Annotated in this window: 24 protein-coding genes; 14 read left to right on the top strand and 10 right to left on the bottom strand. The window is 64.1% G+C overall.

The window, feature by feature from the left end:
• Positions 1-20 precede the first annotated feature (20 nt).
• The gene (gene gloA, locus GZ092_RS10435) at positions 21-431 is read left to right on the top strand and encodes a lactoylglutathione lyase (protein WP_293636329.1); all 411 of its coding nucleotides are present in this window, start codon (positions 21-23) and stop codon (positions 429-431) included.
• Positions 432-555: 124 nt separating this feature from the next.
• Here gloA and GZ092_RS10430 read toward each other — a convergent pair whose 3' ends face one another.
• Positions 556-1,620 (bottom strand): YeiH family protein, encoded by a 1,065-nt coding sequence (locus GZ092_RS10430; protein ID WP_293636348.1) that lies wholly within the window; start codon positions 1,618-1,620, stop codon positions 556-558.
• A 226-nt stretch (positions 1,621-1,846) separates the two neighbouring features.
• On the opposite strand from GZ092_RS10430, the gene GZ092_RS10425 reads away from it, so the two are divergent.
• From GZ092_RS10425 to GZ092_RS10405, 5 genes are read left to right on the top strand one after another with little or no spacing between them, the layout of a single operon-like run.
• Complete coding sequence (locus GZ092_RS10425) at positions 1,847-2,842, top strand: LysR family transcriptional regulator (protein WP_293636328.1); 996 nt, start codon at positions 1,847-1,849, stop codon at positions 2,840-2,842.
• Positions 2,843-2,869: 27 nt separating this feature from the next.
• Positions 2,870-3,427, top strand: a complete 558-nt coding sequence (locus GZ092_RS10420) for an RNA polymerase sigma factor (protein WP_293636327.1) — start codon at positions 2,870-2,872, stop codon at positions 3,425-3,427.
• Entirely contained in the window at positions 3,428-4,051 is a 624-nt protein-coding gene (locus GZ092_RS10415) for a hypothetical protein (protein WP_293636326.1), read from the top strand.
• Between the two features lie 47 nt (positions 4,052-4,098).
• Complete coding sequence (locus GZ092_RS10410; RefSeq protein ID WP_293636347.1) at positions 4,099-5,313, top strand: sulfite oxidase; 1,215 nt, start codon at positions 4,099-4,101, stop codon at positions 5,311-5,313.
• A gap of 50 nt (positions 5,314-5,363) precedes the next feature.
• Positions 5,364-5,741, top strand: a complete 378-nt coding sequence (locus GZ092_RS10405; protein ID WP_293636325.1) for a cytochrome c — start codon at positions 5,364-5,366, stop codon at positions 5,739-5,741.
• Positions 5,742-5,989: 248 nt separating this feature from the next.
• Here GZ092_RS10405 and eda read toward each other — a convergent pair whose 3' ends face one another.
• The 3 genes from eda to GZ092_RS10390 form a co-directional block, all read right to left on the bottom strand.
• Positions 5,990-6,652 (bottom strand): bifunctional 4-hydroxy-2-oxoglutarate aldolase/2-dehydro-3-deoxy-phosphogluconate aldolase, encoded by a 663-nt coding sequence (gene eda / locus GZ092_RS10400; protein WP_293636324.1) that lies wholly within the window; start codon positions 6,650-6,652, stop codon positions 5,990-5,992.
• A complete protein-coding gene (edd, locus tag GZ092_RS10395; RefSeq protein ID WP_293636323.1) occupies positions 6,643-8,484 on the bottom strand; it encodes a phosphogluconate dehydratase in 1,842 nt (613 codons plus the stop codon). The genes eda and edd overlap by 10 nt, the downstream gene beginning before the upstream one ends.
• Positions 8,485-8,680: 196 nt before the next feature.
• Positions 8,681-9,223 (bottom strand): OmpA family protein, encoded by a 543-nt coding sequence (locus tag GZ092_RS10390; protein ID WP_293636322.1) that lies wholly within the window; start codon positions 9,221-9,223, stop codon positions 8,681-8,683.
• A 107-nt stretch (positions 9,224-9,330) separates the two neighbouring features.
• On the opposite strand from GZ092_RS10390, the gene GZ092_RS10385 reads away from it, so the two are divergent.
• The 3 genes from GZ092_RS10385 to pdxH all read left to right on the top strand — a co-directional run bounded on the left by GZ092_RS10385 (position 9,331) and on the right by pdxH (position 11,175).
• A complete protein-coding gene (locus GZ092_RS10385; protein WP_293636346.1) occupies positions 9,331-9,879 on the top strand; it encodes a gamma-glutamylcyclotransferase in 549 nt (182 codons plus the stop codon).
• Positions 9,880-9,965: 86 nt separating this feature from the next.
• A complete protein-coding gene (locus tag GZ092_RS10380) occupies positions 9,966-10,481 on the top strand; it encodes a superoxide dismutase family protein (protein ID WP_293636321.1) in 516 nt (171 codons plus the stop codon).
• A gap of 46 nt (positions 10,482-10,527) precedes the next feature.
• Positions 10,528-11,175, top strand: a complete 648-nt coding sequence (gene pdxH / locus GZ092_RS10375; protein ID WP_293636320.1) for a pyridoxamine 5'-phosphate oxidase — start codon at positions 10,528-10,530, stop codon at positions 11,173-11,175.
• A gap of 173 nt (positions 11,176-11,348) precedes the next feature.
• Here pdxH and folK read toward each other — a convergent pair whose 3' ends face one another.
• The 4 genes from folK to hda form a co-directional block, all read right to left on the bottom strand.
• Positions 11,349-11,888 carry a 2-amino-4-hydroxy-6-hydroxymethyldihydropteridine diphosphokinase gene (gene folK, locus GZ092_RS10370; RefSeq protein ID WP_293636319.1) on the bottom strand — a complete coding sequence of 180 codons (540 nt, stop codon included), beginning with the start codon at positions 11,886-11,888 and terminating at the stop codon, positions 11,349-11,351.
• Between the two features lie 17 nt (positions 11,889-11,905).
• Entirely contained in the window at positions 11,906-13,555 is a 1,650-nt protein-coding gene (gene pcnB / locus GZ092_RS10365) for a polynucleotide adenylyltransferase PcnB (RefSeq protein ID WP_293636318.1), read from the bottom strand.
• 111 nt (positions 13,556-13,666) lie between these two features.
• Positions 13,667-14,386 carry an HAD family hydrolase gene (locus GZ092_RS10360; protein ID WP_293636317.1) on the bottom strand — a complete coding sequence of 240 codons (720 nt, stop codon included), beginning with the start codon at positions 14,384-14,386 and terminating at the stop codon, positions 13,667-13,669.
• Positions 14,383-15,069: a DnaA regulatory inactivator Hda gene (gene hda, locus GZ092_RS10355; protein WP_293636316.1), complete on the bottom strand. Its 687-nt coding sequence runs from the start codon at positions 15,067-15,069 to the stop codon at positions 14,383-14,385. The genes GZ092_RS10360 and hda overlap by 4 nt, the downstream gene beginning before the upstream one ends.
• Before the next feature lie 273 nt (positions 15,070-15,342).
• Here hda and purM point away from each other — a divergent pair, with 273 nt between their 5' ends.
• Together purM and GZ092_RS10345 are read left to right on the top strand one after the other, a co-directional pair.
• Complete coding sequence (gene purM, locus GZ092_RS10350) at positions 15,343-16,374, top strand: phosphoribosylformylglycinamidine cyclo-ligase (RefSeq protein ID WP_293636315.1); 1,032 nt, start codon at positions 15,343-15,345, stop codon at positions 16,372-16,374.
• Between the two features lie 50 nt (positions 16,375-16,424).
• The gene (locus GZ092_RS10345) at positions 16,425-17,642 is read left to right on the top strand and encodes an MFS transporter (RefSeq protein WP_293636314.1); all 1,218 of its coding nucleotides are present in this window, start codon (positions 16,425-16,427) and stop codon (positions 17,640-17,642) included.
• A gap of 68 nt (positions 17,643-17,710) precedes the next feature.
• Here the strand turns inward: GZ092_RS10345 and GZ092_RS10340 are convergent, their stop codons facing one another.
• Both GZ092_RS10340 and murJ read right to left on the bottom strand, forming a co-directional pair.
• Entirely contained in the window at positions 17,711-18,562 is an 852-nt protein-coding gene (locus GZ092_RS10340; protein ID WP_293636313.1) for a tetratricopeptide repeat protein, read from the bottom strand.
• Positions 18,563-18,655: 93 nt separating this feature from the next.
• Positions 18,656-20,221, bottom strand: coding sequence for a murein biosynthesis integral membrane protein MurJ (gene murJ / locus GZ092_RS10335; protein ID WP_293636312.1), 1,566 nt, complete (start codon positions 20,219-20,221; stop codon positions 18,656-18,658).
• Here murJ and GZ092_RS10330 point away from each other — a divergent pair.
• The 3 genes from GZ092_RS10330 to GZ092_RS10320 all read left to right on the top strand — a co-directional run bounded on the left by GZ092_RS10330 (position 20,208) and on the right by GZ092_RS10320 (position 25,271).
• Complete coding sequence (locus tag GZ092_RS10330) at positions 20,208-22,559, top strand: TonB-dependent receptor (protein ID WP_293636311.1); 2,352 nt, start codon at positions 20,208-20,210, stop codon at positions 22,557-22,559. The genes murJ and GZ092_RS10330 overlap by 14 nt on opposite strands.
• 59 nt (positions 22,560-22,618) lie before the next feature.
• Positions 22,619-23,284 carry an ankyrin repeat domain-containing protein gene (locus GZ092_RS10325; RefSeq protein WP_293636310.1) on the top strand — a complete coding sequence of 222 codons (666 nt, stop codon included), beginning with the start codon at positions 22,619-22,621 and terminating at the stop codon, positions 23,282-23,284.
• A 226-nt stretch (positions 23,285-23,510) separates the two neighbouring features.
• Positions 23,511-25,271 carry a PQQ-binding-like beta-propeller repeat protein gene (locus GZ092_RS10320; RefSeq protein WP_293636309.1) on the top strand — a complete coding sequence of 587 codons (1,761 nt, stop codon included), beginning with the start codon at positions 23,511-23,513 and terminating at the stop codon, positions 25,269-25,271.
• Positions 25,272-25,377: the final 106 nt, after the last annotated feature.

Raw genomic sequence — 25,377 nt, 5'->3', positions numbered from 1 at the left:
GCCAACGCCATAATCCGTTGATGCGACTACTCCACACCATGCTCCGCGTTGGCAACCTTCAGCGCTCGATTGATTTTTACACCCAGGTTCTGGGCATGCAGTTGCTGCGCCAGTCGGAAAATCCGGACTATCAATACAGTCTGGCCTTCGTCGGTTACGAGGGCAATCCGGCGCAGGCCGAAATCGAGCTGACCTACAACTGGGGTACCGAAGTCTACGAAATGGGCACGGCTTACGGCCACATTGCGCTGGGCGTTCCCGACGCCCATGCCGCCTGCGAAAAAATCAAGGCCGCCGGGGGCAACGTCACGCGTGAAGCCGGCCCGGTCAAGGGCGGCAGCACGGTGATTGCCTTTGTCACAGACCCGGACGGCTACAAGATTGAACTGATCCAGCGCGTCGAGGGCGCCAGCGGCGGCGGCCTGCGCTGAATTGTTCGGGCGCTGAGGCAACGGTCAATACCGTTGCTATTTTTTAAATAGCTGTCAGCGACCGAACCACCTGCGCAAACAGCCTTTTTCATGCTTGATTCAGCCCCTTGGCGAATTCAACCACTCAACTGGCAAGCAGCGCCGGTACCCAGTGGTTGATGAGCGCACCGCCAATCACCAGCCAGGCAAACAGGATCAGCGCCAGCAGCATCGGCTTGAAGCCGGCCTTGCGAATCGCCGACAGGTGGGTGGACAAACCCAGCGCGGCCATCGCCATGGCCAGCAGCGCGGTGTCGATATCGGTCATCACGGGCAGCACTTTGGCGGGCAGCAGGTGCAGCGAGTTGAACAGCACGACGGCGACAAAACCAATGGCAAAACCGGGAATGGCCAGCCTGGTCTTTGGCTGCTTGGCTGACGTGTGCGGGGCGGCGCCGGCATCGCCTGGCCTGGCGGACGAACGCGCCTCGTCGCGCGCCAGCCAGGCCGACAGCATGATCAGGAACGGCGCCAGCATCATCACCCGCACCATCTTGGCAATCACTGCCGTGTCGGCTGCCTCGGTGCCAATCGAACGTGCGGCGGCCACCACCTGCGCCACCTCGTGGATGGTCGAGCCGACGTAGATGCCAAAGCCCTGCGTGCCGCCGCCAATGAAATGGAAGTGCTGGTTCAGTTCGAACAGCATGGGGTACAAAAAGATCGACAGCGTGCCAAACATCACCACCGTGGCCACGGCCACCGTGACCTGCTCGGCGCGGCCCTTGACCACCGGCTCGGCCGCCATCACCGCCGCCGCGCCACAAATCGAGCTGCCTGCGCCAATCAGCATGACGGTCTTGCGGTCCATGCCCAGCCAGCGCGTGCCGACCCAGCAGGCCAGCGCAAAGGTCGAGCCCAGCACCAGCGCATCAATCGCCACGCCGGCCAGCCCGACCTGGCCAACGTCCTGCACTGTCAGGCGCAGGCCATACAGCACCACGCCCAGGCGCAACAGGGTCTGCTTGGAAAAATTGACTCCCGGCCCGCTGACGGTGGCAAAACGCGGGTAAACCGTGTTGCCCACCAGCATGCCGAGCACGATGGCCAGCGTCAGGGCGCTCAGGCCATGGTCCTGCAGCCAGCCGATGCGGCCCAGCGACACGGCAGCAGCCGCCAGCGCCGCACTGAGCGCCAGGCCGGGCAGCATGCGCCGCAACCATGATGGTGCGGGGGTTGATGGGACATGGTGGCGGGCTGGGCTGGCCAGGCTGGACAGGTGGTTGCCGGGGGTGCTCATGGCGTTTTCCTCTCAAAAGCGGGAATCAAATAAGGTTCAATCCAACTTTAGGAAAATTCAGGCAACCCGTCCAACGGCTAGTTTCAGTAAGATTCACCTATTCAATCGCTATCAAAAATAGTCAAAAGGTTTTGAAATGGATGTCTTGCGACTTACCCTGCGCCAGTTGCAGATTTTTGCCGCGGTGGCGCGCAGCGGCAGCACCACGGCGGCCAGCGCCGATATTGCGCTGTCGCAGTCGGCCACCAGCTCGGCGGTCAACGAGCTGGAGCGCCTGCTGTCGCTGCGGCTGTTCGACCGCGCCGGCAAGCGTTTGCTGCTCAATGACAACGGCCGCGCCCTGCTGCCGCGCGCGCTGGCGCTGCTTGACGGCGCGGCCGACATCGAGCACATGGCGCGCGATGCCAGCGCACAAACGCAGTCGCTGCGCATAGGCGCCAGCACCACCCTTGGCAACTATGTCCTGCCGGCCCTGCTCGGGCAGTTCCTGGCAGCCAGCCAGGCCGACAGCGCCACCGCCTGGCGCTCGCGCATCAGCATTGGCAACACCGAGGCCATCTGCGATGCGGTGGCCGCCTTCGAGCTGGACATTGGCCTGATCGAAGGGCCGAGCAACCAGGCGTCGCTGGCGGTCACGCCCTGGCTGCAGGACGAACTGGTGATTGTGGCCAGTCCGGGCAGCGAACTCGTCGGGCGCGTTCAGGGTGCCGGCAGAGGCGAAAACGCCCGCGTGCCGCTCAAGGCGCTGCGCGATACCCTGTGGCTGCTGCGCGAGGCCGGCTCGGGCACGCGCGAGGTCACCGACCAGCTGCTGCTGCCCCACCTGCACTCTTACCGTCGCAGCATCGAGCTGGGCAGCTCCGAGGCCATCAAGCATGCCGCCGCCGAAGGCCTGGGCGCGGCCTGCCTGTCGCAGTCGGTGGTGCGCGATCTGATGGCCGCCGGGCGGCTGAGCCAGGTCCGCACCACGCTGCCGCGCATGCTTCGGCAGTGCTACCTGGTGGTACACCGCGACAAGCAGCCAACGGCCGCGCTGCAAGCCTTCATGGCGCAAGCACAGGCTTTGCAGCCCGCCGGTCCCGACACGCCCACGGGTAAACCCCGATCAAACGAATTGAAATCAAGGGAATAAAGCGTCCTTCGCTGCGCTCTTGTACACATGATCCAGACGGCCGAGTCCCGGTACAACCAATGGGTGCGCGAGCACTACCGCTTTTTGCTGCGCAGCGCCTGGGGCCTGACGGGCTCGCGTGCCATTGCCGAGGACGTGGTGCAGGACTGCTTTACCAGCGCCTGGCAATACCGAAGCCAGCTGCGCCAGCCCGAACTGGCGCGCGCCTGGCTGTTTCGCATCATGCGCCGGCATGTGCTGCGCCATGTGGTGCCGGGCCCGCAGCGACTGGATGAAGACTATGGCGAGTTCGATGCCGCCGAGCCGCACGCCAGCGCAGAGCGCCTGGACAACCAGCTTGACGTGGTGCAGGCTCTGGGCCGCATCGCCCCGATTCACCGCGAGGTGCTGGTGCTGTTTTACTTTGATGACATGCCGACGGCGCAAATGGCCGAGGCGCTGGACATTGCGCCGGGCACCGTGCTGTCACGCCTGTCGCGCGCCCGTGAGGCGCTGAGGGCAGTGCTTGATGGGCATGCCCGCACGACTGCGCCGCTCACAGCCGCCGCACCGGCTTCCAGCGTGCGCCTGTTCAGAAAGGTTTGAATGACGGACTTTGAGCTTCCACCCGACAGCGCCTTTGACCTGCGCGTTCGCGCCGAGATGGCGCTGGCGTTTGACCCTGGCCAGCCCCCGGCGCATCTCTTCAGGCACACGCCACTGCTGTCGCGGCGCGCCTTTCAGCGTGGCCTGGTCGCGACGCTGCTGGCGGCGACTGGCACCGGTGCGGTGTTCGCCATGCGCCCGCCTGCGCTGGTGCGCGGCGCCATCGAGCACGAATATTACGAACGCACGCTGCGCGGCAGCTTCATGCAAAGCAGCCAGTTGCTGGCGCACCTGGGCTTGAGCCAGCAGCAGCCGGTTCCGGGCTATCCGCAGTTGATGCGGCCCTGCGACATCGACGGCCGCCTGGCCTACCACCTGACCACCTTCATTGAAAAAGGCGGCATGGTCACGGTGTTTGCATTTGACCAGCCGGTGGCGCTCAAGGCTGGCAACGGCTGGTGGAACGACATGTACTGGCAGGTTATCGACTCGCCCCAGGGCCGGCCGCTGGTGCTGGTGGCGCAGAAAAAAAAGGCGCTTGCTGCGGCCAACCACCATTTCGGCAAGCCGGCGAATCAGGGTGCCAACGTGCGCGGTCCGGCAGACCCTTCAGTTTTTCAGTAACCTGTTTTCTTTTCGATGCTTTTCAATAACCTACGGAGATACGCATGATGGATACCCCCAACTCTTTGCCCCGCCGCCGCCTGCTGACCCGCAGCGCCACCGCGCTGGCAGCTGCCGGCCTCGCCTCGTGGAGCCATGGCGCCATGGCGCAGGCGGCCGCTCCCGCTGCCGCCAAGCCGCTGCCTGCCGGCCTTGACTGGAAAAACCTTGACAGCGTCATCGTTCACAGCGGCACCACCATCGAAACCAGGCGCAGCGCCTTCGGCACCAGTGTCATCACGCCGTCCGATCAACTCTACCTGCGCAACAACCTGCCCACGCCTGACGCCTCCATCGTCGCCGACCGCGACGCCTGGGTGCTGACACTCGGCGGCGTGCAGCGTCCGCGCACACTCACCGTCGGCGACCTCAAGACCATGGGCCTGGAGACCGTGGCCATGGTGCTGCAATGCTCGGGCAACGGACGGGGCTTTTTCCCCTCCAAGCCCAGCGGTACCGGCTGGAAAGTGGGCGCGGCCGGCTGCGTGGTCTGGAGCGGTGTGCCCGTACGCGCGGTGGTCCAGGCGCTGGGCGGCGTCAGCCCGGGCATGAACTACATGACCAGCACGGGTGGCGAGAAGCTGCCTGCCGGATTGGACCCGAAAAGCATCATCGTCGAGCGCTCGGTGCCCGCTGCCGCCATGCAGGACGCGCTGCTGGCCTGGGAGATGAACGGCGAGCCGATTCCGCTGGCCCATGGCGGCCCGTTGCGCCTGATCGTTCCGGGTTTTACCGGCGTGAACAGCATCAAGTACGTCAAGCAACTGGCCTTCACTGCCCAGGAAAGCGATGCCCGGATCATGGCGCACGGCTATCGCCTCACACCCCCCGGCGCCAAGCCCGATCCGAGCCAGCCGTCGGTGCAGGAAATGTCGGTCAAGTCCTGGGTCAATTCGCCCAGCCCCGACGACGGCACCCAACGCGAAGGCTGGATGCAGATCAACGGTGTGGCTTTTGGCGGCATGCATGCCGTCAAGGGCGTGGAAGTGTCGATTGACGGCGGCAAGACCTGGGAGCAGGCGCGCCTGGTCGGCCCCGACCTGGGCAAATACGCCTGGCGCCAGTTCGTGCTGCCCGCGCACTTTGCACGCGGCAACTACGTCGTCACCAGCCGCGCCACCGACATGGCCGGCAACGTGCAGCCCGAGACACGCGGCGAAAACGTCAGCGGCTACAACAACGCCAGCTGGCTCGACCATGCCGTGAAGGTGAACGTGGCGTGATGCTTTTCAAAATGCCCCTGTTTTTCAAACTTTTCAGGCGAGGCGATTCCATGAAGCCCTCTGCCCTGCTTTCAACATTTCCGGCGCGGCCCGCGCGCCTGTTGCTGTCGCAAGGCCTGCTGCTGGCAGCCGCACTGGTCGGCCTGCCTGCCAGCGCCGCTGAAGACGCCGACAAGATGGCCATGGGGAAAAAGCTGTTCACCGCCGGTGCCGTTCCAGCCTGCGCCCTGTGCCACACGCTGAAAGATGCCGGCAGCGAGGGCGCCGTCGGGCCGGTGTTCGACGAACTCAAGCCCAACGCTGCGCGGGTGAACAAGGCACTGCACGATGGCCTGGGCGCCATGCCGTCGTACAAGGCAAGCCTGACTGAAGCCCAAATCGACGCGCTGGCGTATTACGTGTCCAGGGCATCGGGCGGGGAGAAGTAGGCCCAAGCCGGCAAACTTCGCATCAACGGAACTTACACGGGCGCTGACGGCTATTTTTTTGATAGCTACTAGCGCCCGTTCCATATGCGCAAATATGCTTTTTAATAAAAACAGCAATATTCATGCGCTCATGCGCCGCCAATCGGCATCGGCGATTTGATCGTAAGTCAGCCTCTCGTGGCCACACAGGAATGATGGGGCATCAAGACCAGCGGCCAAGCTGCGCTGGCCAGAACGCAAGTTTTTCTTCAGGCCGCCCGGCGTGTCAAAAGGCACGCCTGACGCGCCAGCTCGGTCACGCGTTCCCAGTCACCGCTCGCCAACGCCTCGGCCGGCGTGAGCCACGAGCCGCCGACGCAGGCCACATTGGGCAACGCCAGAAACTCGGCAGCATTGGCCATCGACACGCCGCCTGTGGGGCAAAACTTCACATCGCCAAACGGCCCGCTCCAGGCCTTGAGCATGGCCGTTCCGCCTGCCTGCAGCGCCGGGAAGAACTTCAGCTCGGTCAAGCCGTCGGATTGCGCCATCATGATTTCGCTGCCGGTGGCCACGCCGGGCAGTAGCGGCAATCCGGCATCGCGGCAGGCCTGGCCTACCGCATGGGTGTAGCCCGGACTCACCACAAAGCGCGCGCCGGCCATGGCGCAAGCCTGGGCGTCGGCGGCGCTGCGCACCGTGCCCGCGCCAACCACCGCTTCAGGCACATCGCGGGCAATCGCCTCGATGCAGGCCAGCGCCTGCGGCGTGCGCAGGGTGACTTCGAGCATGCGGATGCCGCCGGCCACCAGTGCGCGGGCCAGCAGCACGGCCTGACCGACATCGTTCAGCACGATGACCGGAATCACGGGCGCATCCTGCATCACCTGCAGGGCGCTGAGTTTTTGGCTGATGTTCATCGTTACATCCATGACATGGCTCCTTCTTCTGCGGTCAATGCACGGGCGCGCATGCCAGCGAACAAACCCCGGCCCATGCCGACGCCGTTGTGCTGGCGCAGGTCGTCTGGCATCACGCTGACGGGCCGCGACGCCCATTCAGCCTCATTCACCAGCACCCGCAGCTCGCCGGTGAGCGCATCGACGCGAATCACGTCGCCGTCAAGCACCTTGGCCAGCGGCCCGCCAGCAGAGGCTTCCGGCGACACATGAATGGCCGCCGGCACCTTGCCCGACGCACCGCTCATGCGGCCATCGGTCACCAGCGCCACCCTGAATCCCTTGCCCTGCAGCACGGCCAGCGGCGGCGTGAGCTTGTGCAGCTCGGGCATGCCGTTGGCCTGCGGGCCTTGCCAGCGCACCACGCAGACCACGCCGTTGGCGGCATGGGACAGGCATACGCGCTCCAGTTCACCGGCATTGAAGGCCGCCAGCAAGGCTTCTTGCGAATCAAACACCCGGGCCGGCGCTTCAATTACATGCCGGTCGTCGGGAACGGCGGACACCTTGATGACGCTGCGGCCGAGGTTGCCGGTCAGCAGCTTGAGCCCGCCGGTGTGGCTGAACGGCTGGCCTGCGGACCGCACGATGGACTCGTCTTTCGAGTCGCCCACGTCTTGCCAGGCCAGCGCTGCGCCGTCCATCACCGGGATGCGGGCATATTCACGGATGCCACCCGCGCGCACCGTCAGCACATCTTCATGCATCAGGCCGGCGTCCAGCAGTTCGCGAATCAACAGCCCCGGCCCGCCTGCAGCCTGGAAGTCGTTCACATCGGCGCTGCCGTTGGGATAAACATGCGTCAGGAGCGGAACGACATCGGACAGCGCCGAAAAGTCGTTCCAGTCGATCACGATGCCGGCCGACTGCGCCACCGCCACCCAGTGGATCAGGTGGTTGGTCGAGCCGCCGGTGGCCAGCAGCGCGACCATGGCATTGACGATGGCGCGTTCATCGACCACCTGGCCGATGGGCGCATAGCGCCTGGCCTTGGTGATGCCCAGGACAGTGCGCGCCGCCTCACGCGTGAGTTCGTCGCGCAGCGCGTCGCCGGGCTGGACAAACGCCGTGCCAGGCACATGCAGTCCCATGGCTTCCATCAGCATCTGGTTGCTGTTGGCCGTGCCGTAGAAGGTGCAGGTGCCGGGGCTGTGGTAGGACTTGAGTTCACCTTCCAGCAGTGCCTCGCGCCCGACCAGGCCCTGCGCGGCCAGCTCGCGGATGCGGGCTTTTTCCTTGTTCGGCAGGCCCGACGGCATGGGGCCGGCCGGCACAAACACCATCGGCAAATGGCCAAACTGCAACGCGCCAATCAACAGGCCCGGAACGATCTTGTCACACACGCCCAGCAGCAGCGCGGCATCGAACATGTCATGCGACAGCGCAACAGCCGTTCCCATGGCGATCACGTCGCGGCTGAACAGGCTCAGTTCCATGCCGCTGGTGCCCTGCGTCACGCCGTCGCACATGGCCGGCACGCCGCCGGCGACCTGCGCCGTGGCGCCGTGCTTGCGCGCCTCGTCCTTGATCAGCGCGGGATAGCCCAGCAGCGGTGTGTGTGCCGACAGCATGTCGTTGTAGGCGGTGACGATGCCGATGTTGGGCTGGCGCTCGGTCACGATTTTGAACCGGTCGTCCAGCGGCATGCCGGCTACCGCATGCGCGATGTTGGCGCAGCCCATGCGGTCCATGCTGGGCGGGCGGCTACTGTCGGCCTGCATTTGCGCCAGGTAGGCGCTGCGCGTCGGCCGGCTGCGCTCCTGGATGCGGGCGGTGATGTCTGAAACGGCGGAATGAAGCGCCATGGTGAAACCTTTCAATCTAGCCATCCCGGACATGGGGATGTAACTTTATTACGGCATCTATGGTAACTAATATCGCGGTAGTTTTTACCCTGAATGGTTACTTTGCGGTTACCAAACAAGGCGCAGACAAAAAAAATCCGCAGGGCGCAAAGCGCTGCGGATTTTTTTCCAGCCGCGAAGGCCGGCAAGGTGCAAGTTACTGGAGGCTGATTTCGACGCGGCGCGCTTCGGCATCGCTCCCTGTCGTGCTGCCTTCAATCTGCTCGGGCTTTTTGAGTTCGATCTGGCTTTCAGGCACGCCCGCCGTCGTCAGGGCGTCGCGCACGGCCAATGCGCGCTGCTTGGCCAGTTCGGCATTTTGGTCGGCATTGCCGGTCGCGTCGTGAAAGCCTGAAATGGCCACCTTGCGGCCAGCCTGCGCACCCTTGACCACGTCAGTCAGTGCTTCGCTGGCGCCAGCGGCCAGGTCGGCCTTGCCCGAAGCAAAGTAGAACTTGACGATGCCCTGCTCGACCTTGACGCTAGCCGCGTCGGAAGCCGCCTGGGCCGTTGTCACAGACGGCTCGGCTGGCATGGCCGACGCATCAGCCACCTGGGCAGCCGGGGCGACTACAGCCTGGGCCGGAACGCCGCGATGCTTCACGGCAAACACCAGCACCGAGGCAACCACGATGGCAATCAAACCAAACACCAGAAACAGCGCCACGCGTTGCGGGCTGTCGTCACTCTGAGAAACCATGAAAAACTTCCTTTTAAAAAAACCTGGCGATATTGTAAAGTGAGGCGGTGACCACTCTAGCAAACGCCCCTTGCGAATTGGCTTACAAAGCCCGTGATCCCGCCGCCATGCTCGACGCCGCGATCCGGGAATGGGGCGGCCAGACCGACTTGTGGGTTTTCGGCTACGCATCGCTGATCTGGCGGCCCGAATTCGAATCGGCCGAACAGCGTTTTGCCACTTTGCACGGCTACCACCGCGCACTGAAAATGTGGAGCCGCGTCAACCGCGGCACGCCTGCGCTGCCGGGCCTGGTGTTCGGCCTGCTGTCGGGCGGCAGTTGCAAGGGAATGGCCTATCGGCTGCCCAGGAACCATGTGCCCGATGCCCTGCCCGCCCTGTGGGCGCGGGAAATGCCCAACGGCATCTACGACCCGAAGTGGCTGCGCTGCCGCACGGCGCAGGGCGATGTCAGGGCACTGGCCTTCACACTGTCCCGGCGCAGCCCCAACCACACCGGCGTGCTGACCGAAGACCACTACCGGCAGATATTTTCCAGTGCCTGCGGCCGTTACGGCACGACGCGCGACTATGCCCAGCTGACTTATGACAAACTGCGCACGCTGGGCATTGAAGACCAGGCGCTTGGCAGGCTGCTGCAGCTGGCCGGGCACTGACAGGCAGCGCGCATTCGTCGGCGCCAGCTTGAACCGTCACACGTGCCGGCATTCCAGCTTGAACAACACAACCCCGGGGAGATTTCATGACACGCACCTTCATCCTGCTGGCCAGCGTGCTGGCACTTGGCGCCTGCGCCAGCACCACCACCGGTCCGCGCGCGGTGGCCCAGCTGCAAAGTACCACCGGCAACATCGCCAGCGGCTCGGTCACCTTTACCCAGAGCGGCGACAAGGTGCTGGTTTCCGGCATGGTCAGCGGGCTCAAGCCGAATGCCGAGCACGGCTTTCACCTGCATGAAAAAGGCGACTGCTCCAGCGGCGACGGCATGAGCGCGGGCGGCCACTTCAATCCAACCGGCCAGCCCCACGGCCAGCATTCCGCCATGGCCCATCACGCAGGCGACCTGCCCAGCCTCAAGGCCGATGCCAGCGGTGTCGCCCGGTTCAGCTTCGAGTCCAGCGGCATTTCCGTCGGCAGCGGCAACGGCAACATCATCGGACGAGGGCTGATCGTTCACCGCGATCCCGACGACTACACCACCCAGCCCACCGGCAACGCCGGACCGCGCCTGGCCTGCGCCGTGGTGACCCCAGGCTGAGCCTTTAGCGGGCGCAAATCGGGCAGCGGACTTTATACTCCGGGCCATGTTTGACCACAACACCATCGCCGACCTTCGCAAAAGCTACGAGCGCGCAGAACTCAACGAGGGCGCCTCGCATGCCGACCCGCTCCAGCAGTTCGACCAATGGCTCAGCGAAGCCATTGCCGCGCAGGTTCCCGAACCCAACGCCATGACCGTCGCCACGGTGGCCAGCGACCTGCGCCCGTCCACCCGCGTGGTGCTGATCAAGGGCTTTGATGCGCGCGGCATCGTCTGGTACACCAATTACGCCAGCCGCAAGGGGCAGGAGCTGGCGGGCAATCCGTGTGCGGCGTTGCAATTCCACTGGGTCGAGCTCGAACGCGTGGTGCGCATCGAAGGCGTGGTCGAGAAAGTGTCTGACAAAGAAAGCGATGCCTACTTTCACAGCCGGCCGCTGGATTCGCGCATTGGCGCCTGGGCCAGCCCGCAGAGCGAGGTGATATCAAGCCGTGGCGTGCTGGTGGCCAATGCCGCCAAGTACGGCGCGAAGTTCATGCTGAACCCGCCGCGTCCGCCGCACTGGGGCGGCTACCGCCTCAAGCCGGACAACTGGCAGTTCTGGCAAGGCCGCAAAAGCCGTCTGCACGATCGTCTGCGCTACACGCTGCTAGGTGATGCCAGCTGGCTGCGCGAACGCCTGGCGCCTTAGCCGCGCCATCACTTCACCGCCGTCATTCCCGCGAAGACGGGAATGACGAATCCGTTTTTAGCATCAAACAGGCTTCTTGCGCAAGTGGGGCCTATGCAGGCAGCTATGAATTCAGTAGCAATAACTGCCGGATTGCGCAAGTGTGATGATAGCCAGGTCAGACCGACTTCGCCTTAAACCTGCCCACTGCCCAGCCGCTCGATAGCCTGGTGCAGCACGGCCTGCAACTGCTCCGCGCTAACTTGCTGCGGCGCGATTTCGGCCAGTGGCACCAGCACAAAGGCCCGCTGCATCATGCGCGGATGCGGCACGGTCAAGCGGGCCGAGTCGATGCGCGCGCTGCCATACAGCAGCAGGTCCAGGTCCAGCGTACGCGGCGCATTGCGGTAGGGCCGTTCGCGCCCGGCCTGCCATTCGAGCGCCTGCAACGCATCGAGCAGCGCAGGCGCAGTCAATCCGGTTTGCAGCGCCACGACCGCATTGATGTAATCGCGTCCAGGCGCAGGCGCTTCGCTGCCGGAATCGGTGTCCAGCGGCGCGGTTTTATAAAAACTGGACACCTGGAGAACCTGCGTGAGCGGCAACGCCCTGAGCGCCTCGATGGCCTGGCGCAGGGCCGACACTGCATCGCCAAGGTTGGCACCCAGGGCAATACAGGCGGTCACCGGCTCGCGTCCGGTACTTGTCTTTTCCTGGGGTTCGCCTGGACGCATGGCGTGACGTTTGGCGCTCAGTGGTCGGCTGCCGGTGAAGCGTCGGTGGATCGCGGCGCTTCGCTGCTGCCGTCTTGTCCCTCGGCCGCACGGCCGGCCGGCTTGCGGCGGCGCCGGCGTTTTTTGGCCGGAGCCGCGTCGCCGTCCTGCAAGGGCGACTCCAGCCCATCGGGTCCGGACTGGCTGGCGCTGGAAGATGGCGGGGACGACGAGGACGGCGCACCGGTGTTGCTGACGTCGGCATCGACCCGCTTGACCCGCGTGCGAGGCTGAGGCTTTTTCTGCTGCGTTTCGCGCATCGCCTCGATCATGTCATGACGTTCGTCGTCGTAGGCGGTGCTGAACTTTTCCCACCATTCGCCCAGTTCCGGGTCGATCTCGCCGATCTGGCCGCGCAGGCGCAAGAAGTCGAAACCGGCGCGAAAGCGCGGCTGCTCCAGCAGCGAATACGGCGCATTGCCCACGCGCTTTTCAAAACGCGGCTGCATGGTCCAGATCTCGCGCATGTCGATGCCGAGCTTGCCGCGCCCCGAGACATCGCCAATCCTGGCGTTGAAGGCTTCGTCAATCGCATCCTGCAGCGCCGGCATCGGGGGCTCGTTGCGCTTGAGGCGCCGGTCCCAGCCACTGCGCACATCATTCCAGAGCACGCACGACAGCAAAAAGCTGGGCGCGACCGGCTTGCCTTCACCGACGCGCCGGTCGGTGTCCTGCAAGGCCAGTTTCAGGAAAGGGTCGTCGGCCATTTCAACCACCACGTCGAGCAGCGGGTAGATGCCGGTTCCCATGCCCAGTGCCTTGAGCTGCGCAATGCTCGCCAGCGAATGGCCGGTTTGCAGCAGCTTGAGCATTTCGTCGAACAGCCGTGACTGCGGCACGTCGGCCAGCAGGCCGCACATTTCCTTCAGCGGCGCCGCCGTTTTTTCCTCGAACTTGAAGCCCAGCGCATTGAGCTTGGCGCCAAACCGCACGGCGCGGATGATGCGCACCGGGTCTTCGCGGTAGCGCAGCGCCGGGTTGCCGATCATGCGGACGATTTTTTTCTTTGAGTCGCCAATGCCGTTGTGGTAATCGACAACGACTTGCGTTTCAGGGTCGTAGTACATGGCGTTGATGGTGAAGTCGCGCCGCGCGGCGTCTTCTTCCATCGGTCCCCAGACGTTGTCGCGCAGCACCCGGCCCGACGCATGCACGGCGTGCTTCATGCCGGCGAGTTCGCTCTTGCTGGTGCGCTCGTTGCCGCCGACCTGCTCGGCCAGGGCGTTGTCCATGTGGGCGCGAAACGTCGAGACCTCGATCACCTCGTGTTCGCGGCCCCGGCCGTAGATGACGTGGACGATGCGAAAGCGACGGCCGATGATGAAGGCGCGGCGAAACAGCGACTTGACCTGTTCGGGCGTGGCGTCGGTGGCCACGTCGAAGTCTTTCGGCTTCAAGCCCACCAGCAGGTCGCGCACCGCGCCGCCGACGATGTAGGCCTGGAAACCCGCCTGCTTGAGCACATGCACCACGTCCATGGCGCGTTCGTCCACCAGCTTGACGTTGATGCCGTGGTCCTTGAACTCGATGTCGTGGCGCTTGCCGAAGGGGGACTTTGGAACCCGTTTTGCAGGGGATTCGGCGCTGCCGGATTTGCCGAACAGCTTGTCTATGAATTTTTTGATCATGAAATTTAAAATTTTGGGGGAGATGCCGCCTCTTGGCAGCAAGCGGTGTCCCTGCGCGCTTCAGGCCGGAGGCGGCCGCCGCTGCCCGGCGGCAAGCGCCATCCGCAGCGCTTAAAACAGGTCAAGTATGCGCCATCCGCGCTCAAGCGCCAGTGCCCGCAGGCGCGCGTCGGGGTTGGTGGCGACCGGGTGGTTGACCTTTTCCAGCAGCGCCAGGTCGTTCATCGAATCGGTATAAAACGTCGTCTGCACATCACCCCAAGCCAGGCTGCGGGCGGCCAGCCATTGTTCCATGCGGGCGACCTTTCCTTCTCTGGCCGATGGCGTGCCCCGGATCTCGCCGGTCAGGTTGCCCTGGGCGTCGCGTTCCAGTTCGACCGCGATCAGTTCGGATACACCAAAGGCATCGGCAATCGGCCGCGTCACGAACTCGTTGGTGGCCGTCACGATGACCAGCTCGTCGCCGGCCGCGCGGTGCCGCCCGACCAGCTCAAGTGCCTGGTTTTTAATGGCTTTATGCACAATCTCGCTCATGAAGCGGGCGTGAGCAGCTATTGAATTGATAGTGCCCTGCTCTCGGATGGCCTGCGTGGCAAATCGTACATAGTCATGGATGTCGAGCGTCCCGGCCCGGTATTGTTCAAAGAACTCGGCATTGCGGCGCTTGAATTCGGTGGCATCGCACCAGCCCAGCGCAATCGTGAACTCGCCCCATTCGTAGTCCGAGTCAATCGGAATCAGGGTGTGGTCCAGATCAAACAATGCCAGGTTCTGGGGAGTTCGTGCGTTGTTCACGGCAACTTTCTTGTCAACATTCACCTCTACCGTCATTCAGTCTCCAGCATGGTTTTGATCAGCGGGATGGTGATGGCCCGCTTGGTTTGCAGCGCGTAGCTGTCCAGTTTGTCGAGCAGCTGCATCAGGCTGCCCAGGTCGCGTGAAAAGCGCGTGAGCATGAAATCGACTACCTCGTCACTGAGCAAAAAGCCGCGCGCGTCGGCTTCCTGCTTGATCACGGCGCGCCGCTCGTCGTCGCTCAGCGCCTGCAGGGCAAACACATGGCCCCAGCCAAGGCGCGTCCTCAGGTCTTCGCGCAGCGGCAGGTCGGCCGGCGGCACATTGCCGGCAGCCACCACCCAGCGCGGATGGCCGTCGTCGGTGCTCAGCGCATTGACGAACCAGTTGAAGGCCGTGCGCTGCTGCGCTGCGTTGTAGAGATGGCATTCGTCCATGATCACGGCGGACCAGGCTTCATTGAACTCAGGCGGTTCCAGCATGGAAGCATCCATCCAACCGCTGGAAGCGCCCTGGTCACGCAGGGCTTCGCTGACCGCCTTGAGCAGATGCGTCTTGCCGCTGGCTTCGTCGCCCCACAGGTAAGTCGGCACCGGCGAATCCGGCAGACTTTGCGCCCAAGACGCCAATTGCTGGACCGCTGCTTCATTCGGTCCGATGAAAAAATTGGCAAACGAGGGGTCGGAGGCGAGTCCGATGTCCAGGGCAAGTTGTTTCATGGCGGCCATGGCGGGTCGCGTCCCGGTTTCAGAAAGCATGCGAACGGCTCCCGGCCGGTGCGCGGGTCAGGCACCAGGTCACGGCGCGTTTGGGAGTCAGGGTAGGTTGCATGAAGCCTTGGAATGTGCTGGCCCGCAAGGGGCCGGCAGAAGCTAGGGGGTATAGCCTTTAGAATCTCAGGCTGGATTCTATCGGGCTTGGCCAGCGGGTTCCCGACAACCGCCCTGCCCCTTCGAGCTTTCCCGGCTCCCACCGCATTACCTCCCGACACCATGACCACTACCCCCCTTTCCTACAAAGACGCCGGCGTTGACATCGACGCGGGCGACGCCCTGGTTGAGCGCATCAAGCCGCTGGCCAAAAAGACCATGCGCGAAGGCGTGATGGCCGGCATCGGCGGCTTTGGCGCGCTGTTCGAGGTGCCCAAGCGCTACAAGGAACCGGTGCTGGTTTCTGGCACCGACGGCGTCGGCACCAAGCTCAAGCTGGCGTTTGAATGGAACATGCACGACACCGTCGGCATCGACCTGGTCGCCATGAGCGTCAACGACGTGCTGGTTCAAGGCGCCGAGCCGCTGTTCTTTCTTGACTATTTCGCCTGCGGAAAGCTCGACATCGACACCGCAGCTAGCGTGATCGGCGGCATTGCCAAGGGCTGCGAGCTCTCGGGTTGCGCCCTGATCGGCGGCGAAACCGCTGAAATGCCCGGCATGTACCCGGCCGGCGAATACGACCTGGCCGGTTTTGCCGTCGGTGCGGTGGAAAAGTCCAAAATCCTGACCGGCAAGGACGTGACGCCGGGAGACGTGGTGCTCGGCCTGGCGTCAAGCGGCGTGCATTCCAACGGTTTCAGCCTGGTGCGCAAATGCATCGAGCGCGCCGGCAGCGACCTGCCCGCCACGCTGGACGGCAAGCCGTTCAAAGAGACGCTGATGCAGCCGACCCGCCTGTATGTCAAGAATGTGCTGGCTGCGCTGGCCGCCCACCCGATCAAGGCACTGGCGCACATCACCGGCGGCGGCTTGCTGGAGAACATTCCGCGCGTGCTGCCCGCAGGCATGGCGGCGCACCTGACCCAGGGCAGCTGGCCACAGACCGAACTGTTTGCCTGGCTGCAAAAAACCGCCGGCATCGACGACATCGAGATGAACCGCACCTTCAACAACGGCATCGGCATGGTCGTGGTGATTGACGCGGCCAGTGCTGCGGATTGCGCCGCCATGCTGCGCGAGGCGGGAGAGACGGTTTATGAGATTGGTGTGATTGCATCCATCGGCGACGGCGCCGCCGTGATGGTGCGCTAAAAACCCTCAAGTCCGACGCACTTCAAAACCCGCCCGTCACGGCAAAGCACATGCCTGATTGCCCCGACCGGCCCGTCACCGCCCACACCGGTTCGCGGCGCCTGCCAGCCGCCATCTGGGCGCTGGGCTTTGTCAGCCTCTTGATGGACATTTCTTCCGAGATGATCCACAGCCTGCTGCCGGTATTCATGGTCACGGTGCTGGGAACCAGCATGTGGGCTGTCGGGCTGATCGAAGGCGCGGCAGAAGCCACGGCACTCATCGTCAAGGTGTTCTCGGGCGTGCTCAGCGACTATTGGGGCAAGCGCAAGCCGCTGGCGGTGCTGGGCTACGGACTGGGCGCGGCGTCCAAACCGCTGTTTGCACTGGCATCCACGACCGGCCTGGTGCTCGCTGCCCGGCTGATTGACCGCGTGGGCAAGGGCATTCGCGGCGCGCCGCGCGATGCGCTTGTGGCCGACCTGGCGCCGCCCGGCATGCGCGGCGCGGCGTTCGGCCTGCGCCAGTCGCTTGATACCGTGGGCGCCTTCGTCGGCCCGCTGATCGCCATGGGCCTGATGCTGCTCTGGGCAAATGACTTCCGCGCGGTTTTCTGGGTGGCGATGGTGCCGGGCTTCCTGGCCGTGGCGCTGCTGCTGTTCGGCGTGCAGGAGCCGGAGCGCGTCCGCTTGCCGAACGAAGCGCCGCGTGTCAACCCGATCAGCCAGGCCAACTTGCGCCGCCTGAGTGCGCCTTACTGGCGCGTGGTCGTCATTGGCGCGGTGTTCACGCTGGCGCGTTTCAGCGAGGCGTTTTTACTGCTGCGCGCACTGCAGGGCGGCCTGCCGGTGGCGTACACGCCGCTGGTGTTGATCGGCATGAACATCGTCTATGCCGTGGGCGCTTATCCCTTTGGCAAGCTGTCGGACGCTGTCAGCCACCGCGCGCTGCTGGCCTGGGGCCTGGGCGTACTGATCGCCGCTGATGCGGTGCTGGCGTCGGGCAGCAGCCTGGCCTGGATCGCGGCCGGCATCGTGCTGTGGGGCCTGCACATGGCGATGACCCAGGGCTTGCTGGCCACCATGGTGGCCGATACAGCGCCGCCCGACCTGCGCGGCACGGCCTTTGGTTTTTTCAATCTGATGAGCGGGCTGGCGATGCTGCTGGCCAGCACCGTGGCGGGCGTGCTGTGGGACCAGATGGGCGCACCGGCCACGTTTGCGGCAGGCGCATTGTTCAGCCTGGCTGCGCTGGCGCTGCTGTGGCGCTGGCGCGGCCTGACGCCATGATGGCGCTCCTTTAAGGATAGCTGCCAGCGCCCTGCCCGCCTGCGGAAAAGGCATTTTTGGTCTGAATTTCAGTCACCAGCGCGGCGCAGCTGGCTGACGCGCGCGGCAATCGCGTCGGTGTCCAGCGCATCATCGGCATGCGCCAGGTAAATTTCCAGGTCGGCCACCGCTGAACCCACGTCGCCCTGCGCCGCCCAGGCCAGGCCCCGGTCGCGGTATTCGGTCCAGGCGTCGGGCTGCAGCACGATGAGCCGGTCCTGCACGGCAATCAGGCGCGGCCAGTCTTCCTGGGTCTTGTGGATGTCCTGGAGGTTGCGCAGCATGCGGGCGATGATCTCGCGCGGCGGCGCCGACTGCAGGTACAACCCCATCGGCACTTCGAATTCCTCGCTGACGGGGCTGCGCTGCCGGAAAGGCTCCAGCCGCTCGGCCAGTTCCTCGCGGCTGAGCGACTGGCCGTTGAACGGGTCGATCACCACCTGGCCCTTGGGCAGGTTGACCTTGACCATGAAATGCCCCGGAAAGGCCACGCCGCGCGCATTCAGGCCCAGGCCGACGGCCAGTTCGAGCCACAGCACGGCCAGGGTGATCGGGATACCGCGGCGTGTGCGCAGCACCGTGTTCAGGTAGCTGTTGTCGGGGTCGTAGTAGTCGTTGATGTTGCCGCCAAAGCCCAGGTCGCGAAAAAAGAACTGGTTCAGCGCGCGCAGGCGCTGCAGTTCGGGGGCGTCGCCGGGCAGGCGGCGCTTGAGGCGGGCCAGCAGCTGGTCCACATCGCCCAGCACCTGCTCGACGTCCAGGTCGGGGTATTCGTCCTGCGCCAGGCTGACGGCAGCTTCCAGCAAGGGGAAATGCGCATCGCTTTGCACCAGACTGGAAAAGTATTGAAGCGGCGACGGGACGGCAAAATTTAATGGCATGGCGCTACTTTCTCACAAACCGAACCCTAATGTGTATCGGTAAATATACCGCTGCTTGCGGTGCGTCAAGCGCGAACCCATCTACAGGCCGCGTCAGCGTTTGAGCAACTTGCGCAGCTTCAGGCCGGACACCCGGAGAACTATGAAATATATAGCAGCAGACGCAAGAAGGACAAGCGCAAGCAGCCCGATTCGCTGAAAATACTGGTGCTTCAGGCCAATCCAGTTCACGCCATCGGCGGCCCAGAGCAAAAACACCGCCAGCAGCGCACTGGCCGAAAAAACCTGCAGGCCAAACAGCACCCAGCCCGGCGCTGGCGTGTAGCTGCCGCGCTTGATCAGCCCGACCAGCAGCGACAGCGCATTGATCAACGCGCCGATGCCAATCGCCAGCGCCAGCCCGGCATGCTGGAAGTACGGCACCAGCGCCAGGTTGAGCAACTGCGTGATCACCAGCACGACCACGGCGATTTTCACAGGCGTCTTGATGTTCTGGCTGGCATAAAAACCCGGTGCCAGCACCTTGATGGCCACCAGCCCGAGCAAGCCGGCGCCGTAGCCCATCAGCGCGGTGGTGGTCTGCTGCACGTCACGGTCGGTGAACGCGCCGTAGTGATACAGCGTGGCCACCAGCGGCTCCGAAAACGTCAGCAGCGCCACCGCGCAGGGCACGGCCAGCAGCACGACGATGCGCAGGCCCCAGTCGAGCATGGCCGAGTATTTGGCGGCGTCGCCTTCGCCCTTGGCCGCCGCCAGTTGCGGCGTCAGCACGACGCCGATGGCCACGCCCAGCATGGCGGTCGGGAATTCCATCAATCGGTCGGCATAGGTGAGCCAGCTGACGCTGCCGGGCGCCAGATGCGAAGCGATCTGGGTGTTGATGAGCAGCGAGATTTGCGCCACGCTCACGCCCAGCAGGGCCGGCACCATCAGCTTGGCAATGTTCTTGCTCCCGGGCTCGGCCCATGCCGCCCGCAACGCCGACACACTGAAGCCGATTCTTGGCAGCAGGCCCAGCCTGAGCAGCGCCGGCACCTGCACGCCCAGCTGCAGAACGCCGCCCAGCATCACGCCCACGCCCAGCGCATACACCGGCTCGATCCCCATCGACCTGAACCAGGGTGCGCCCAGCCAGGCCGCGCCGATCATCGACACATTGAGCAGCACCGGCGTGGCGGCCGGCACAGCAAAGCGCCGCCAGGTATTGAGCACACCTGACGACAGTGCCACCAGCGACATGAAGGCGATGTACGGGAACATCCAGCGCGTCATGAACACAGCGGCGTCGTAGCCGCGCGGATCCTGCTGCAAGCCGCTGGCCATGGCCCAGACCAGCAACGGCGCGGCCGCCACGCCGATCACGCAGGTCAGCAGCAGCACCCAGAACAGCAGCGTGGCGACGCGGTCGATGAGCAGCTTGGTGGCGGCTTCGCCATGCTTCGCCTTGTTCGCCGCCAACACCGGCACGAAGGCCTGGCTGAACGCGCCTTCGGCAAACAGGCGGCGAAACAGGTTGGGAATGCGAAAAGCCACATTGAAGGCATCGGTCATGGCGCTGGCGCCAAACGACGAGGCAATCAGCAGTTCGCGCACCAGGCCGGTGATGCGGGACAGCAAGGTGAACAGGGAGACGGTGGAGGCGGATTTGAAAAGTGACACCGCAGGAGTTTATGCGCTGGCAGAACGCCTGCCGCGCACCGCCTTCGCCATGGCGGCCGAAGGCGATGGCATGGCTTGTGCTGTTTTGGATGCAACCCTCTTTTTGCGCCTTGTATTCAAGCTTGTGCATCCCCGCCACGGAGTGCCAGAGATCAAAATGGGTATTGCCGCTTCATGCCACCTGTGGCACAACGTTCAGGAAATGCACAACACCATGCTCCAAATCTGTACACCCGGCGGCTGCGACTGCCGCTTTTCCAGCCTGGCACCGCACCGCATCGCACAAGCCTGCGTCGCCGCGCTGACCCTGGCTGCCGGGGCGGCATTCAGCCAGGCGCAGGACGCCACAGGCACGCAAAACAATGCCCTGCAGGAAGTCGTCGTCAGCGCCAGCCGGGCCGAGCAGCGGCGCTTTGACGCGCCCGGCGCCATCGATGCGGTGCAGGTCGATCCGTTTCGCACCGCCTCCCCGCTGGTCAACCTGTCCGAGCTGATGGGCAGCGTGCCAGGTTTGCAGATCCGCGACCGGCAGAACTTTGCGCAGGATTTGCAGCTGTCGGTACGCGGTTTTGGCACGCGCTCGACCTTTGGCGTGCGCGGCGTGCGCATCCTGATCGACGGCATTCCGGCAACCATGCCCGACGGCCAGGGCCAGGCCGCCACCGCCAGCCTGAGTTCGGCCAGGCGCATCGAGCTGCTTCGCGGCCCGCTGGCCCAGCTCTACGGCAATGCGGCCGGCGGCGTGCTCCAGGTGTTCAGCAAAAACCCGCCAATCACGCCTGACAAGCCTGAATACAGCCTGTCCGCCGGTGCGGGTTCCGACGGCCAGCGCCACATCGCCGCCGGCATTGCGGGCGGCAGCGAAACGCTGGGCGGGCTGCTGGATGTGTCGCGCTATTCGACAGACGGTTTTCGCGACCACAGCGCGGCCCGGCGCGAGCAGCTCAATGCCAAGGTCGTCGCCAGGCCGTCGGCCGACACCACGATTACCGGCATCGTCAACCTGTTCCGCCAGCCGCTGGCCGAAGACCCGCTCGGGCTGACCCGTTCGCAGTTCCAGCAGAACCCGCGCCAGGTGGTGCCGGGCGCCATCACATTCAACACCCGCAAGACCATCGAGCAAAACCAGGCCGGGGTGGTGGTCGAGCACAAGCTGACCGCCAGCGACACGCTCAATGCGCGCCTTTATGGCGGCACGCGCCAGGTGGACCAGAAACTGGCCTTCCAGACCAATGGCGTGGTGAACCTGGACCGCAGCTATGGCGGCGTCGGCGCCAGCTGGACGCATGCGATGCAGGTCAACCAGTTGCCGGTGCGCTGGACCGTGGGCGTCGAGGCCGACCAGTTGCGCGAAACCCGCAAGGGATTCGACAACATCGCCGGCAACAACGGGCTGCTCCGCCGTAACGAAGACGACACGGCGCGCAACAACGATGTGTTCGGCCAGATCGACTGGACGTTCTCGCCCGACTGGCAGGCGATTGCCGGCGTGCGTGCCAGCCGGGTGAAATTCAGTGTCGATGACCGCTTCAACCCGGCGGGCAGCAGCACCAGCGGCAGCGTGGAATACCGCAACACCAGCCCGGTCATCGGTCTGGTCTGGCATGCCGCCGAAACGCTCAATGTGTATGCCAACCTGGGCACCGGATTCGAAACCCCGACGCTGGCCGAAAGCGCCTACCGCCCGGGCGGTGCGCCGGGGCCGAACTTTGCGCTGAAAGCCTCCAAAAGCACGCAGGGCGAAATCGGCGTCAAGCTGCGCAGCGGCCCGCACAGTTTTGACGCCGCGCTGTTCGAGGCCAGAAGCAAGGACGAAATCGTGTCGTCGCTGTCGAGCGGCGGCCGGGCCATCTTCCAGAACGCCGACAAGACTACCCGGCGCGGCCTGGAAGCGTCGTGGTCGGCCCACTGGACGGGCGGTGTGGACACACGCCTGGCCTACACGCTGCTCGATGCGCGCTTCGATTCGGCCTTTGCCGGCGCGCAAGGACCGGTGCCTGTCGGCAACCGCCTGCCCGGCGCCCCACGGCACAGCCTGTTCGCCGATGTGCAGGCCCGCCTCACCGAATCGATCAAGGCCGGTCTGGAAACGCGCCTGGAGAGCAAAACCTGGGTCAACGACCTGAACACCGACGCAGCGCCTGGCTACGCCGTCTTCAATGCGAGCCTGAGCCGCGAATTTCGCTTCAACGGCGCAAAAATGCTGCTGTACGGCCGCATCGACAACCTGCTGGACAAGACCTATGCCGGCTCGCTGATCGTCAATGACAACAACGGCCGCTATTTCGAAGCGGCGCCGGGGCGGCGGCTGTTTGTCGGTATTCGCAGCCTGTTTTAAGCTGTCACGGGCTGGACTTTCCCGCATGTCAATGTCACCACTTTCCAACAGGAGCTGTCATGAAAAACGTTACCCCGGTAAAGGGACTTTTGGCCTTGCTGCTGTCGGGCGCAGCCCTCATGCCCGCTTTCGCCCAGCAGGGGGCGGACAAGATCAACATCAATGGTGAACTGGTCCTGGCGGCCAAGGCAGGACGAACGGAACGCGTGGCGGGGCTGATTGCCGATGGAGCGGCCGTCAATTCGCGTGACCGCAATGGCGACTCGCCGCTCAACATGGCGGCCAGCAAAGGCAATGAAGCGCTGGTGGACGTGCTGCTGCGCGCCGGCGCCGATGTCAACCTGGCCAATATTTCAGGCGTCACACCGTTGATGGGCGCGGCCTTCAAAGGCAATGCACCGGTGGTCCGAAAGCTCATGGCGGCCGGCGCCAAAATCGAGTTGCTGGACCGCGTCAAAAAGAATGCCGCCATCTATGCCGCCGGCGTGGGCTGCAGCGAGTGCCTGGCGGAATTCCTGCGCGCCGGCGCACCGGTCAATGCGCGACTGGACAACGACGAGACGCTGCTGATGTGGGCGGCCGGCTACGGCCACACGCAAACCCTGCGCTTTCTTCTGGACCAGGGCGCCGACCGCAACCTGAAGGACAACCGTGGAAAAACCTCAGCCGACATGGCTCGCGACGGCAATTTCAGCGACGCCGCCAGGCTGCTGGACAACAGCTGAAGCGGCGTTGCAGCGCCAAGGTTGGCGCCAGGTGTTCAATTGCAACAATTGAAAGGAAGCCTGCGCCCGCCCCTCAAAAAATACTGCAAGCACATAATTTTCTTTCGACCCATGCATTTGAAAAACTAAAACCGGGGCAGCGTCGTTCTGCTGCATGTGATGGCCATTCGCCGAGGCATGGTTCGCTGTGTGTACGGCGGCGGGGGCCACGCTTGAGGAGACAGTCATGATTCGACTCCAACATCCCGCAGGGCTGGCCGCCCTGCTTGCATTTTGCGTGGCAGGCCCTGCGCAGGCGCAGGAAATACAACAGCAAAAAGGCAAGACCGGCGCGCCAGCGGCCATCAAGGCGGTCAGCGTTTCGCAGGGACAGCTCAACAACTCGGGCCTGCAGGACAAGGACTGGCTGCAAACCAACGGCTCCTATGCGCAAACCCGTTATTACCCGGGCCGGCAAATCAACACCGGCAATGTCAAGAACCTCAGGCCCGAGTTCAGTTTCCAGACCGAGGTGCGCGAGTCCATGGAAACCGCGCCCATCGTGGTCGATGGCGTGATGTTCATGACCACCTCGTTCAACCACGTTTATGCGCTGGACGCCACGACGGGCCAGGAGTTCTGGCACTACAAGCACAAGATGGGGCCGTTCACCACTTTTTGCTGCGGACCGAACAACCGCGGCGTGGCCATCGAAGGCGGCAAGCTGTTCATGGGCACGCTCGATGCCAAGCTGGTGGCGCTCGATGCGAAAAGCGGCAAGCTGCTGTGGGAAACGGAGATTGCCGATCCTGAAAAAGGCTACAGCGAAACCATGTCGCCGACCGTGGTCGAGGGCAAGGTGCTGATCGGCACCAATGGCGGCGAATACGGCATTCGCGGATTCGTCAAGGCCTTTGACGCCAGGGACGGCAAGCTGCTCTGGACCTTCCACACCATTCCCGAGAAGGGCCACGAAGGCGTGTGGGCCGAAAACGATGCCACCGGCCGCAACATGCACCGCGACATCGCGGCCGAGAAAGCAGAACTGGCGCGCGACAGCAGCTTCTACCAGACCCTGGGCGGCGGCGTCTGGATGAATCCGGCCGTTGACCTGAAGACCCGTACCATCTTTTTTGTCGTCGGCAATCCCTCGCCCGACCTGTACGGCGCCGTGCGGCCGGGCGACAACCTGTACACCGATTCGCTGGTGGCCGTGGACCTGGACAGCGGCAAGTACAAGTGGCACTACCAGTATGTCGCCCATGACGTGTGGGACCTGGATGCGGTCAGCCCGCCCGTGCTGATGGATGTCAAGGACAAGACCGGAAAGATGATTCCGGCAGTGCTGCATGGCGGCAAGACCGGCCATGTCTATGTGAATGACCGCAGGGATGGCACGCTGATCCGTTTTTCCGAAGCCATGATCCCGCAGGAAAACATGTGGGTCCTGCCCACGGAGCAAGGCGCGCGCATGCTGCCCGGCGCCAACGGCGGCGTCGAATGGTCGCCCATGGCGGTCAACGAGAAGCTTCGCATGGCGTATGCACTCAACCTGCACCAGCCCATGACTTACCACGTTGAAAAGGCAGCCTATCCGGGCGGCAAGCTGTGGCTGGGCGGCGCTTTCAAGACCATCGAGGGCGAGGAGCAATGGGGGCGCGTCGCGGCCGTCAATGTCGACACCGGCAAGATGGCCTGGAAGTTCGATACCGCGCAGCCGCTGATTGGCGGCGCGCTGGCCACGGCGGGCAACCTGCTGTTTTATGGCGAGGGCAATGGGCTGTTTCGCGCACTCGACGCCAAAAATGGCAAGCTGCTCTGGGAATACCAGTGCGGCGCAGGCGCCAACGCCATGCCGGTGTCGTACATGGTCAAGGACCGGCAGTATGTGGCCATGGGTTGCGGCGGCAACACCCAGCTCGACTTCAAGCGTGGCAACACCCTGTTCGTCTATGCGCTGCCTAAAAACATTGCCGCTGCAAACCAGACCGGGGCAAGCCAGCGCTAGAGCGCGTTCGATCTGACCTGCAAACGACTTTTTCATCATCAAACAGGCCTCTTCCGCATGCTGCTCGTTGATTAGCAGCTATTATTTAAGTAGCAAAAATGCCGTA

Origin of the sequence: Polaromonas sp. (assembly GCF_010365105.1) — a bacterium.
Taxonomy (GTDB): Bacteria; Pseudomonadota; Gammaproteobacteria; order Burkholderiales; family Burkholderiaceae_C; genus Polaromonas.
The sequence above is the reverse complement of the archived record's forward strand: the minus strand, read 5'-3'. Positions and strand labels throughout refer to the sequence as shown.

Excerpts from the sequence above, each read along its gene's own strand:
- gloA (WP_293636329.1), top strand. The coding sequence starts at position 21 with ATGCGACTACTCCACACCATGCTCCGCGTTGGCAACCTTCAGCGCTCG.
- GZ092_RS10430 (WP_293636348.1), bottom strand. The coding sequence starts at position 1,620 with ATGCTGCCCGGCCTGGCGCTCAGTGCGGCGCTGGCGGCTGCTGCCGTG.
- GZ092_RS10425 (WP_293636328.1), top strand. The coding sequence starts at position 1,847 with ATGGATGTCTTGCGACTTACCCTGCGCCAGTTGCAGATTTTTGCCGCG.
- GZ092_RS10420 (WP_293636327.1), top strand. The coding sequence starts at position 2,870 with ATGATCCAGACGGCCGAGTCCCGGTACAACCAATGGGTGCGCGAGCAC.
- GZ092_RS10415 (WP_293636326.1), top strand. The coding sequence starts at position 3,428 with ATGACGGACTTTGAGCTTCCACCCGACAGCGCCTTTGACCTGCGCGTT.
- GZ092_RS10410 (WP_293636347.1), top strand. The coding sequence starts at position 4,099 with ATGGATACCCCCAACTCTTTGCCCCGCCGCCGCCTGCTGACCCGCAGC.
- GZ092_RS10405 (WP_293636325.1), top strand. The coding sequence starts at position 5,364 with ATGAAGCCCTCTGCCCTGCTTTCAACATTTCCGGCGCGGCCCGCGCGC.
- eda (WP_293636324.1), bottom strand. The coding sequence starts at position 6,652 with ATGGATGTAACGATGAACATCAGCCAAAAACTCAGCGCCCTGCAGGTG.
- edd (WP_293636323.1), bottom strand. The coding sequence starts at position 8,484 with ATGGCGCTTCATTCCGCCGTTTCAGACATCACCGCCCGCATCCAGGAG.
- GZ092_RS10390 (WP_293636322.1), bottom strand. The coding sequence starts at position 9,223 with ATGGTTTCTCAGAGTGACGACAGCCCGCAACGCGTGGCGCTGTTTCTG.
- GZ092_RS10385 (WP_293636346.1), top strand. The coding sequence starts at position 9,331 with ATGCTCGACGCCGCGATCCGGGAATGGGGCGGCCAGACCGACTTGTGG.
- GZ092_RS10380 (WP_293636321.1), top strand. The coding sequence starts at position 9,966 with ATGACACGCACCTTCATCCTGCTGGCCAGCGTGCTGGCACTTGGCGCC.
- pdxH (WP_293636320.1), top strand. The coding sequence starts at position 10,528 with ATGTTTGACCACAACACCATCGCCGACCTTCGCAAAAGCTACGAGCGC.
- folK (WP_293636319.1), bottom strand. The coding sequence starts at position 11,888 with ATGCGTCCAGGCGAACCCCAGGAAAAGACAAGTACCGGACGCGAGCCG.
- pcnB (WP_293636318.1), bottom strand. The coding sequence starts at position 13,555 with ATGATCAAAAAATTCATAGACAAGCTGTTCGGCAAATCCGGCAGCGCC.
- GZ092_RS10360 (WP_293636317.1), bottom strand. The coding sequence starts at position 14,386 with ATGACGGTAGAGGTGAATGTTGACAAGAAAGTTGCCGTGAACAACGCA.
- hda (WP_293636316.1), bottom strand. The coding sequence starts at position 15,069 with ATGAAACAACTTGCCCTGGACATCGGACTCGCCTCCGACCCCTCGTTT.
- purM (WP_293636315.1), top strand. The coding sequence starts at position 15,343 with ATGACCACTACCCCCCTTTCCTACAAAGACGCCGGCGTTGACATCGAC.
- GZ092_RS10345 (WP_293636314.1), top strand. The coding sequence starts at position 16,425 with ATGCCTGATTGCCCCGACCGGCCCGTCACCGCCCACACCGGTTCGCGG.
- GZ092_RS10340 (WP_293636313.1), bottom strand. The coding sequence starts at position 18,562 with ATGCCATTAAATTTTGCCGTCCCGTCGCCGCTTCAATACTTTTCCAGT.
- GZ092_RS10325 (WP_293636310.1), top strand. The coding sequence starts at position 22,619 with ATGAAAAACGTTACCCCGGTAAAGGGACTTTTGGCCTTGCTGCTGTCG.
- GZ092_RS10320 (WP_293636309.1), top strand. The coding sequence starts at position 23,511 with ATGATTCGACTCCAACATCCCGCAGGGCTGGCCGCCCTGCTTGCATTT.